A 12,708-nucleotide genomic window follows, 5' to 3' on the forward strand; every position below is an offset into this window, starting at 1 on the left:
TTAAAGTTGATCCGGTAAGTTAACGAACAACTGACTCACCAAATTGGTTAAATCACTATTCGTAACAGAACCATCTACTGCACTATTAACTGAGTCGAACTGATCGCCTACATTATCAAGAACAATCTTTTGAGTTTGACCTGTATTATCTGTGTTTTCTGAGATGGTAATGACAAGGTCTTTATCACCACTGCCGTTATCTACCTTTTCAATTGTAATATGTTCAAGAAGATCAAACATTGAACTTTCGTTTGGTAACAACTCAGAGATATCAAGATGGTCTTCCCCTAGAGCAAAATCGGTTATCGTATCGACATCATCTTGGAAAGGTTGATCTACCCACTTGAATAGATCGTCACCGTCACCACCCGTTAAAATATCATCACCAAGTCCACCTATCAGCGTATCGTCACCGCCTTGGCCAAATAAGAGGTCGTCACCGTCACCACCTGATAAAACGTCATCCTTGTCATTAGTATTTGATTGATTGAACTCGTCGACGTTATTCGTTATGTAAGTGTGAATATCGCGAGCAGAAACAAGTGATAACTCTTCACCGGTTTGCTGAGCCACATATTTCTGAATAGCTGGTACACCTTGACCGGAAATATTGTCAAACTGCATGAGGTCACCAAATATGATGTCATTACCCGCTAGGCCATCAATTCCATCGGAACCTTGTAACAGGTCGATTTCTTTTCCTAAAATAACCTCAGCAAGTTTAGTAACATCAATAGATGTCGCAACTACTCCGTCAGAGTCATAATCGTCAAGAACATCTTGGTCTAATGAACTACCTAACCCGATGGCTTCAACAGCAGACATTAAAGCTAACAGTTGAAACATATGTTGACCTTGTCTGTTGACTCCACCTCTATCGTAGTAGTCAAAAGAATATCCGTTTATGCTCAGTTCTCCAATTTGTTCACCGGTTAACGGGGAATAAAGCTTAGAATCACCATCAACCAAAACTTTACCCTGATAATTGATAACTCCATTTGTATATCCATCAGGGATTAAGTCATCTAGGGTAATAACAGTATTAGTAGCCTCATCGTAATCTAGCAATATGTCGTCAAAATCGCTTCTCATCAACTTACTTTCTGTATAAGAGGTTGGCTCACCATCTGAAATAAAGTAAGAAATATTGTTCCCACTAGTTTGCGTAGCAAACCAATCAACAGCTGACTCGAAACCTGCCTCATAGTTAGTTCCGCCACTTCCATTATCTACAATACTATCGAGAGCAGAAACAAACTGAGCTCTAGGGTTTTGACTACTTAAATCCACAGAAACAGACGTATTACTACCATTAGAAAAATCGGTAATTAGGATATTCACATCACCTGAGTGTTGCCCTTGAGAGCTCGCTAAAATAGCATCAAAAACAACTAGCAACTCATCCTTCGCAGTATCGACGTCGCTGCCCATGCTGCCAGAAGTATCGAGTATAAAGGCGATGTTGTAATCCTCACCTGCTACGATCTGCAACCCCTGCACGTCGCCAACGATTAAGTCATTGTCTAAAGAGCCGACTATGTTGTCATCACCATGGGAGCCAGTGTTGAGGACATAGCTTCTAAAGCTAACATCAGCCGTTTCTACGGTAACTGCTTGATCGGAGTTCCCTGACTCAGTTGAACTTGCCGTTACAGAAAGCTCAAAGTCAACTTCTCCCTCATGGGAGTACGGAATACGTAATTCAGCGTTAATCTCACCAGATGCAGGGATAGTAACAGAGTAACTACCGTCATTATTTGGCGTAATCAATTGCCCCCCCACGTACAACCCAACTCCCTGAGGAATCCCTTGTATTGTTACGTCACTACTTAACGTCTCACTACCATCTATATCAACCAGTTCGGTTGTAATATCTAATGGTATGGCACGATCTTGAAGAACCGTATATTCACCAGTTTCATTATCGATTTGAACAATAGCATCTGAGAATATAAGTCGTTCGATACCGTATAAGTGGTCCCCGTCTTCTGTTGTTGGTGAATTATCACTAGACGTGTCCCTTTCTAGTGAGTCTTTCACTAGCCAATACGGTACTTGGCTGTGCTCTAAACCACGAAAATCGAGATCGTACTCGGACAACTTACCTTGGTAGATAACTGTGTCGGTTTCCGCTTCGCTATCCTGCGAGCCATTCCCACCATAAAAGGAATCATTACCACTGGTACCGACAAACGTGTCGCTACCGTGTTGACTTAAGTTAACGGCTTGCTGATCGCCCACAAACTGCTGTGCCGCTGCATCATCTGGCGCAATCATCAAATCGTCACCTTGATTACCATTATTGAACGCTGGAGACTGATCAACATGGTCGAAACTAATATCTCCGATAGAGGTTTCACCATTACTCACGAAGTTGCGAATATCGCTAGGTGACGTTCCGAAATCGGGTACCGCTTGCGTTTGTTGTAATTCTCCGACTGCAATAGTTATACGAGGAGCGTCTGCAACCGCGGTTACTGTAATATCAAGAGTATCGCTTACGCCAGTGTTTGTCGTATAAGTTACAGTTGGGACATCGCCTGACCAATTGTCAGAAGGAACAAACAAATAACTACCATCTTGGTTAACCGTTAACTCACCACTAGTCAACGTGATAGTTTGACCAAGGTCATAGAGCGCCCCCCCTATTTCAACTGACTGCAATGACAAAGCGTTGTCTGCGTCAGTATCATTGGATAAAACGTTACCGGAAACATTGTTATCTTCGTCTACAGTTCTAGTATCAGGTTGAGTATGAGTAGCATTGTATTCGTAAACGACCACATCGATACTAGTCGAAGTCGTTGCTGTACTTGTTGAATCCTTCTCGCTAGCAACTGCTTCCACATCGATAGTGAAATCGTCGTGACTTCCTGCAGGAGGTAAGACAGTCAAATTTGTCATATCCCAACTGCTAATATCAAATTCTTCACTCGTGTTAGTAAATGTGTGAGAGTTGACTCCATCGCTTAACTCTGCCCCCGCAGGGAAACCACTTACATTCACAGCCAAAGTCTCTGAACCATCGATATCATTTAACGATGCTTGCAGCTCTGTCAATGGGATCCGCGTATCTTGTGGGCCTTCATTCGTTGTATAAACCTGATAAAACTCAACACCATTTTCATTGATCAGCTCTGATGTACGTATATCAATACTGTCTAATTGAGATACATCACTAACAATACCAAAGTTGGTGTTGTTTAAATTTACAGGGCTCGCACCGTCTACTGAAACATTGACATCGAAGTTACCAGGGCCACTCTGGTTGTGATGATAGATCTCTATCGGATAAAAACCTGAAACTGTTGGTGTAAACGCTCCGCCTTGAATGGTCCCGCGACCGTCCCCCCAACGAGCGTCGTCTGTAAGCTCACCACCTACTTTGATTGCCAAACTATCATCAGCTCTACCAACAAAGTCATAAGATGTACCGGCTTCAAGATAGATAAGGCCAGTTATAAGTGTCGCTTGACCAGCGCCTTGGCTAGGGTCTCTAACATCATTGGTATTACTTGAAGAACTATCATTACTATCCAAATCATCTATGACATTAATCAAGATATCAGGATCAACACCATTACCAACCCCATATTGGGAACCAACCGAGACACCATTCCACATATTCACGTTGAATTGTTGGCCCGGTAGTTCAATACCATCTATGTTAGTAATCAAATTAGGTGCATCAGCAATTGGCGTAACGTTTATAGCAATAGTCGATTCAAGACCTGTATTAATACCATCCGTTGGTTTAAAGCCTATTTGAGCATAATCTTGCTGTTGATCGCCTATCCCTGGAGTTGAATGATTATCGTACCCTGACTCATCTTCATCAGGAGTAAAACGAACTTTATCTGCATCAAACGCACCTTTATCAATAACTTGACCAACTGAAACATCATGCCACTGACCATCGTCACCAAAATACTCAAACTGACCGTTATCTGGTAAATCAGTAATCTCAATACCTAAAGATGAATCTGGTGAATCAACATCTGTAATTCCAAACGAATCCCACTCAATGAAGGTTGGAGTGTCTTCGTTGGTATCAATTACACCTCCAGATGAAATAGGTAAGAAGTCATTGTCTTTGATGGTCGCTTCGCCTGTCGCCGTGCCGTTAGACGTCACGCCGTTCGATTCTGTCACCACTAGACCGAAGGTTTCATCGCCTTCATAGACATTGTCGTCTGCAGTCGGAACGGTCACAGTAATCGCTGTCACGCCCGCTGGGATCGTCACGTTGCCGCTTCCATCCACCGTCAGAGTTTGTGTCTGGTTATTACCATCGACGTAAGTCACCACCATGTCACCAAGGTCGTTGGCTTCTGCGGTGTAGTTACCGTCCGTCGTTGGCGCAAGATTCACCACCACTGGCGCTTCGGTTTCATTCGACAGTGACACGGTGAAGACCGCATCAGTCCCTTCGTTCACGTCACCGGCGTCAGTGACAGATAATGCTGGCTTATCGTTGTCTGGGGTACCTGGGCCTGTACCGTCGTCTTTGATGGTCGCTTCGCCTGTCGCCGTGCCGTTAGACGTCACGCCGTTCGATTCTGTCACCACTAGACCGAAGGTTTCATCGCCTTCATAGACATTGTCGTCTGCAGTCGGAACGGTCACAGTAATCGCTGTCACGCCCGCTGGGATCGTCACGTTGCCGCTTCCATCCACCGTCAGAGTTTGTGTCTGGTTATTACCATCGACGTAAGTCACCACCATGTCACCAAGGTCGTTGGCTTCTGCGGTGTAGTTACCGTCCGTCGTTGGCGCAAGATTCACCACCACTGGCGCTTCGGTTTCATTCGACAGTGACACGGTGAAGACCGCATCAGTCCCTTCGTTCACGTCACCGGCGTCAGTGACAGATAATGCTGGCTTATCGTTGTCTGGGGTACCTGGGCCTGTACCGTCGTCTTTGATGGTCGCTTCGCCTGTCGCCGTGCCGTTAGACGTCACGCCGTTCGATTCTGTCACCACTAGACCGAAGGTTTCATCGCCTTCATAGACATTGTCGTCTGCAGTCGGAACGGTCACAGTAATCGCTGTCACGCCCGCTGGGATCGTCACGTTGCCGCTTCCATCCACCGTCAGAGTTTGTGTCTGGTTATTACCATCGACGTAAGTCACCACCATGTCACCAAGGTCGTTGGCTTCTGCGGTGTAGTTACCGTCCGTCGTTGGCGCAAGATTCACCACCACTGGCGCTTCGGTTTCATTCGACAGTGACACGGTGAAGACCGCATCAGTCCCTTCGTTCACGTCACCGGCGTCAGTGACAGATAATGCTGGCTTATCGTTGTCTGGGGTACCTGGGCCTGTACCGTCGTCTTTGATGGTCGCTTCGCCTGTCGCCGTGCCGTTAGACGTCACGCCGTTCGATTCTGTCACCACTAGACCGAAGGTTTCATCGCCTTCATAGACATTGTCGTCTGCAGTCGGAACGGTCACAGTAATCGCTGTCACGCCCGCTGGGATCGTCACGTTGCCGCTTCCATCCACCGTCAGAGTTTGTGTCTGGTTATTACCATCGACGTAAGTCACCACCATGTCACCAAGGTCGTTGGCTTCTGCGGTGTAGTTACCGTCCGTCGTTGGCGCAAGATTCACCACCACTGGCGCTTCGGTTTCATTCGACAGTGACACGGTGAAGACCGCATCAGTCCCTTCGTTCACGTCACCGGCGTCAGTGACAGATAATGCTGGCTTATCGTTGTCTGGGGTACCTGGGCCTGTACCGTCGTCTTTGATGGTCGCTTCGCCTGTCGCCGTGCCGTTAGACGTCACGCCGTTCGATTCTGTCACCACTAGACCGAAGGTTTCATCGCCTTCATAGACATTGTCGTCTGCAGTCGGAACGGTCACAGTAATCGCTGTCACGCCCGCTGGGATCGTCACGTTGCCGCTTCCATCCACCGTCAGAGTTTGTGTCTGGTTATTACCATCGACGTAAGTCACCACCATGTCACCAAGGTCGTTGGCTTCTGCGGTGTAGTTACCGTCCGTCGTTGGCGCAAGATTCACCACCACTGGCGCTTCGGTTTCATTCGACAGTGACACGGTGAAGACCGCATCAGTCCCTTCGTTCACGTCACCGGCGTCAGTGACAGATAATGCTGGCTTATCGTTGTCTGGGGTACCTGGGCCTGTACCGTCGTCTTTGATGGTCGCTTCGCCTGTCGCCGTGCCGTTAGACGTCACGCCGTTCGATTCTGTCACCACTAGACCGAAGGTTTCATCGCCTTCATAGACATTGTCGTCTGCAGTCGGAACGGTCACAGTAATCGCTGTCACGCCCGCTGGGATCGTCACGTTGCCGCTTCCATCCACCGTCAGAGTTTGTGTCTGGTTATTACCATCGACGTAAGTCACCACCATGTCACCAAGGTCGTTGGCTTCTGCGGTGTAGTTACCGTCCGTCGTTGGCGCAAGATTCACCACCACTGGCGCTTCGGTTTCATTCGACAGTGACACGGTGAAGACCGCATCAGTCCCTTCGTTCACGTCACCGGCGTCAGTGACAGATAATGCTGGCTTATCGTTGTCTGGGGTACCTGGGCCTGTACCGTCGTCTTTGATGGTCGCTTCGCCTGTCGCCGTGCCGTTAGACGTCACGCCGTTCGATTCTGTCACCACTAGACCGAAGGTTTCATCGCCTTCATAGACATTGTCGTCTGCAGTCGGAACGGTCACAGTAATCGCTGTCACGCCCGCTGGGATCGTCACGTTGCCGCTTCCATCCACCGTCAGAGTTTGTGTCTGGTTATTACCATCGACGTAAGTCACCACCATGTCACCAAGGTCGTTGGCTTCTGCGGTGTAGTTACCGTCCGTCGTTGGCGCAAGATTCACCACCACTGGCGCTTCGGTTTCATTCGACAGTGACACGGTGAAGACCGCATCAGTCCCTTCGTTCACGTCACCGGCGTCAGTGACAGATAATGCTGGCTTATCGTTGTCTGGGGTACCTGGGCCTGTACCGTCGTCTTTGATGGTCGCTTCGCCTGTCGCCGTGCCGTTAGACGTCACGCCGTTCGATTCTGTCACCACTAGACCGAAGGTTTCATCGCCTTCATAGACATTGTCGTCTGCAGTCGGAACGGTCACAGTAATCGCTGTCACGCCCGCTGGGATCGTCACGTTGCCGCTTCCATCCACCGTCAGAGTTTGTGTCTGGTTATTACCATCGACGTAAGTCACCACCATGTCACCAAGGTCGTTGGCTTCTGCGGTGTAGTTACCGTCCGTCGTTGGCGCAAGATTCACCACCACTGGCGCTTCGGTTTCATTCGACAGTGACACGGTGAAGACCGCATCAGTCCCTTCGTTCACGTCACCGGCGTCAGTGACAGATAATGCTGGCTTATCGTTGTCTGGGGTACCTGGGCCTGTACCGTCGTCTTTGATGGTCGCTTCGCCTGTCGCCGTGCCGTTAGACGTCACGCCGTTCGATTCTGTCACCACTAGACCGAAGGTTTCATCGCCTTCATAGACATTGTCGTCTGCAGTCGGAACGGTCACAGTAATCGCTGTCACGCCCGCTGGGATCGTCACGTTGCCGCTTCCATCCACCGTCAGAGTTTGTGTCTGGTTATTACCATCGACGTAAGTCACCACCATGTCACCAAGGTCGTTGGCTTCTGCGGTGTAGTTACCGTCCGTCGTTGGCGCAAGATTCACCACCACTGGCGCTTCGGTTTCATTCGACAGTGACACGGTGAAGACCGCATCAGTCCCTTCGTTCACGTCACCGGCGTCAGTGACAGATAATGCTGGCTTATCGTTGTCTGGGGTACCTGGGCCTGTACCGTCGTCTTTGATGGTCGCTTCGCCTGTCGCCGTGCCGTTAGACGTCACGCCGTTCGATTCTGTCACCACTAGACCGAAGGTTTCATCGCCTTCATAGACATTGTCGTCTGCAGTCGGAACGGTCACAGTAATCGCTGTCACGCCCGCTGGGATCGTCACGTTGCCGCTTCCATCCACCGTCAGAGTTTGTGTCTGGTTATTACCATCGACGTAAGTCACCACCATGTCACCAAGGTCGTTGGCTTCTGCGGTGTAGTTACCGTCCGTCGTTGGCGCAAGATTCACCACCACTGGCGCTTCGGTTTCATTCGACAGTGACACGGTGAAGACCGCATCAGTCCCTTCGTTCACGTCACCGGCGTCAGTGACAGATAATGCTGGCTTATCGTTGTCTGGGGTACCTGGGCCTGTACCGTCGTCTTTGATGGTCGCTTCGCCTGTCGCCGTGCCGTTAGACGTCACGCCGTTCGATTCTGTCACCACTAGACCGAAGGTTTCATCGCCTTCATAGACATTGTCGTCTGCAGTCGGAACGGTCACAGTAATCGCTGTCACGCCCGCTGGGATCGTCACGTTGCCGCTTCCATCCACCGTCAGAGTTTGTGTCTGGTTATTACCATCGACGTAAGTCACCACCATGTCACCAAGGTCGTTGGCTTCTGCGGTGTAGTTACCGTCCGTCGTTGGCGCAAGATTCACCACCACTGGCGCTTCGGTTTCATTCGACAGTGACACGGTGAAGACCGCATCAGTCCCTTCGTTCACGTCACCGGCGTCAGTGACAGATAATGCTGGCTTATCGTTGTCTGGGGTACCTGGGCCTGTACCGTCGTCTTTGATGGTCGCTTCGCCTGTCGCCGTGCCGTTAGACGTCACGCCGTTCGATTCTGTCACCACTAGACCGAAGGTTTCATCGCCTTCATAGACATTGTCGTCTGCAGTCGGAACGGTCACAGTAATCGCTGTCACGCCCGCTGGGATCGTCACGTTGCCGCTTCCATCCACCGTCAGAGTTTGTGTCTGGTTATTACCATCGACGTAAGTCACCACCATGTCACCAAGGTCGTTGGCTTCTGCGGTGTAGTTACCGTCCGTCGTTGGCGCAAGATTCACCACCACTGGCGCTTCGGTTTCATTCGACAGTGACACGGTGAAGACCGCATCAGTCCCTTCGTTCACGTCACCGGCGTCAGTGACAGATAATGCTGGCTTATCGTTGTCTGGGGTACCTGGGCCTGTACCGTCGTCTTTGATGGTCGCTTCGCCTGTCGCCGTGCCGTTAGACGTCACGCCGTTCGATTCTGTCACCACTAGACCGAAGGTTTCATCGCCTTCATAGACATTGTCGTCTGCAGTCGGAACGGTCACAGTAATCGCTGTCACGCCCGCTGGGATCGTCACGTTGCCGCTTCCATCCACCGTCAGAGTTTGTGTCTGGTTATTACCATCGACGTAAGTCACCACCATGTCACCAAGGTCGTTGGCTTCTGCGGTGTAGTTACCGTCCGTCGTTGGCGCAAGATTCACCACCACTGGCGCTTCGGTTTCATTCGACAGTGACACGGTGAAGACCGCATCAGTCCCTTCGTTCACGTCACCGGCGTCAGTGACAGATAATGCTGGCTTATCGTTGTCTGGGGTACCTGGGCCTGTACCGTCGTCTTTGATGGTCGCTTCGCCTGTCGCCGTGCCGTTAGACGTCACGCCGTTCGATTCTGTCACCACTAGACCGAAGGTTTCATCGCCTTCATAGACATTGTCGTCTGCAGTCGGAACGGTCACAGTAATCGCTGTCACGCCCGCTGGGATCGTCACGTTGCCGCTTCCATCCACCGTCAGAGTTTGTGTCTGGTTATTACCATCGACGTAAGTCACCACCATGTCACCAAGGTCGTTGGCTTCTGCGGTGTAGTTACCGTCCGTCGTTGGCGCAAGATTCACCACCACTGGCGCTTCGGTTTCATTCGACAGTGACACGGTGAAGACCGCATCAGTCCCTTCGTTCACGTCACCGGCGTCAGTGACAGATAATGCTGGCTTATCGTTGTCTGGGGTACCTGGGCCTGTACCGTCGTCTTTGATGGTCGCTTCGCCTGTCGCCGTGCCGTTAGACGTCACGCCGTTCGATTCTGTCACCACTAGACCGAAGGTTTCATCGCCTTCATAGACATTGTCGTCTGCAGTCGGAACGGTCACAGTAATCGCTGTCACGCCCGCTGGGATCGTCACGTTGCCGCTTCCATCCACCGTCAGAGTTTGTGTCTGGTTATTACCATCGACGTAAGTCACCACCATGTCACCAAGGTCGTTGGCTTCTGCGGTGTAGTTACCGTCCGTCGTTGGCGCAAGATTCACCACCACTGGCGCTTCGGTTTCATTCGACAGTGACACGGTGAAGACCGCATCAGTCCCTTCGTTCACGTCACCGGCGTCAGTGACAGATAATGCTGGCTTATCGTTGTCTGGGGTACCTGGGCCTGTACCGTCGTCTTTGATGGTCGCTTCGCCTGTCGCCGTGCCGTTAGACGTCACGCCGTTCGATTCTGTCACCACTAGACCGAAGGTTTCATCGCCTTCATAGACATTGTCGTCTGCAGTCGGAACGGTCACAGTAATCGCTGTCACGCCCGCTGGGATCGTCACGTTGCCGCTTCCATCCACCGTCAGAGTTTGTGTCTGGTTATTACCATCGACGTAAGTCACCACCATGTCACCAAGGTCGTTGGCTTCTGCGGTGTAGTTACCGTCCGTCGTTGGCGCAAGATTCACCACCACTGGCGCTTCGGTTTCATTCGACAGTGACACGGTGAAGACCGCATCAGTCCCTTCGTTCACGTCACCGGCGTCAGTGACAGATAATGCTGGCTTATCGTTGTCTGGGGTACCTGGGCCTGTACCGTCGTCTTTGATGGTCGCTTCGCCTGTCGCCGTGCCGTTAGACGTCACGCCGTTCGATTCTGTCACCACTAGACCGAAGGTTTCATCGCCTTCATAGACATTGTCGTCTGCAGTCGGAACGGTCACAGTAATCGCTGTCACGCCCGCTGGGATCGTCACGTTGCCGCTTCCATCCACCGTCAGAGTTTGTGTCTGGTTATTACCATCGACGTAAGTCACCACCATGTCACCAAGGTCGTTGGCTTCTGCGGTGTAGTTACCGTCCGTCGTTGGCGCAAGATTCACCACCACTGGCGCTTCGGTTTCATTCGACAGTGACACGGTGAAGACCGCATCAGTCCCTTCGTTCACGTCACCGGCGTCAGTGACAGATAATGCTGGCTTATCGTTGTCTGGGGTACCTGGGCCTGTACCGTCGTCTTTGATGGTCGCTTCGCCTGTCGCCGTGCCGTTAGACGTCACGCCGTTCGATTCTGTCACCACTAGACCGAAGGTTTCATCGCCTTCATAGACATTGTCGTCTGCAGTCGGAACGGTCACAGTAATCGCTGTCACGCCCGCTGGGATCGTCACGTTGCCGCTTCCATCCACCGTCAGAGTTTGTGTCTGGTTATTACCATCGACGTAAGTCACCACCATGTCACCAAGGTCGTTGGCTTCTGCGGTGTAGTTACCGTCCGTCGTTGGCGCAAGATTCACCACCACTGGCGCTTCGGTTTCATTCGACAGTGACACGGTGAAGACCGCATCAGTCCCTTCGTTCACGTCACCGGCGTCAGTGACAGATAATGCTGGCTTATCGTTGTCTGGGGTACCTGGGCCTGTACCGTCGTCTTTGATGGTCGCTTCGCCTGTCGCCGTGCCGTTAGACGTCACGCCGTTCGATTCTGTCACCACTAGACCGAAGGTTTCATCGCCTTCATAGACATTGTCGTCTGCAGTCGGAACGGTCACAGTAATCGCTGTCACGCCCGCTGGGATCGTCACGTTGCCGCTTCCATCCACCGTCAGAGTTTGTGTCTGGTTATTACCATCGACGTAAGTCACCACCATGTCACCAAGGTCGTTGGCTTCTGCGGTGTAGTTACCGTCCGTCGTTGGCGCAAGATTCACCACCACTGGCGCTTCGGTTTCATTCGACAGTGACACGGTGAAGACCGCATCAGTCCCTTCGTTCACGTCACCGGCGTCAGTGACAGATAATGCTGGCTTATCGTTGTCTGGGGTACCTGGGCCTGTACCGTCGTCTTTGATGGTCGCTTCGCCTGTCGCCGTGCCGTTAGACGTCACGCCGTTCGATTCTGTCACCACTAGACCGAAGGTTTCATCGCCTTCATAGACATTGTCGTCTGCAGTCGGAACGGTCACAGTAATCGCTGTCACGCCCGCTGGGATCGTCACGTTGCCGCTTCCATCCACCGTCAGAGTTTGTGTCTGGTTATTACCATCGACGTAAGTCACCACCATGTCACCAAGGTCGTTGGCTTCTGCGGTGTAGTTACCGTCCGTCGTTGGCGCAAGATTCACCACCACTGGCGCTTCGGTTTCATTCGACAGTGACACGGTGAAGACCGCATCAGTCCCTTCGTTCACGTCACCGGCGTCAGTGACAGATAATGCTGGCTTATCGTTGTCTGGGGTACCTGGGCCTGTACCGTCGTCTTTGATGGTCGCTTCGCCTGTCGCCGTGCCGTTAGACGTCACGCCGTTCGATTCTGTCACCACTAGACCGAAGGTTTCATCGCCTTCATAGACATTGTCGTCTGCAGTCGGAACGGTCACAGTAATCGCTGTCACGCCCGCTGGGATCGTCACGTTGCCGCTTCCATCCACCGTCAGAGTTTGTGTCTGGTTATTACCATCGACGTAAGTCACCACCATGTCACCAAGGTCGTTGGCTTCTGCGGTGTAGTTACCGTCCGTCGTTGGCGCAAGATTCACCACCACTGGCGCTTCGGTTTCATTCGACAGTGACACGGTGAAGACCGCATCAGTCCC

The 12,708-nt window shown here is 51.2% G+C and carries 1 protein-coding gene (running past one end of the window); it reads right to left on the minus strand.

The features are described 5' to 3' along the window. A protein-coding gene (locus OCV12_RS08860; RefSeq protein ID WP_261884419.1) for a Calx-beta domain-containing protein crosses the window boundary here: on the minus strand, positions 1 to 12,708 show its final stretch. Its footprint extends 18,432 nt past the window's final position; the window shows 12,708 of its 31,140 coding nt (coding positions 18,433-31,140); the start codon falls outside the window, past its right edge; the stop codon is at positions 1 to 3.

The organism is Vibrio pomeroyi, from assembly GCF_024347595.1.
GTDB lineage: Bacteria > Pseudomonadota > Gammaproteobacteria > Enterobacterales > Vibrionaceae > Vibrio > Vibrio pomeroyi.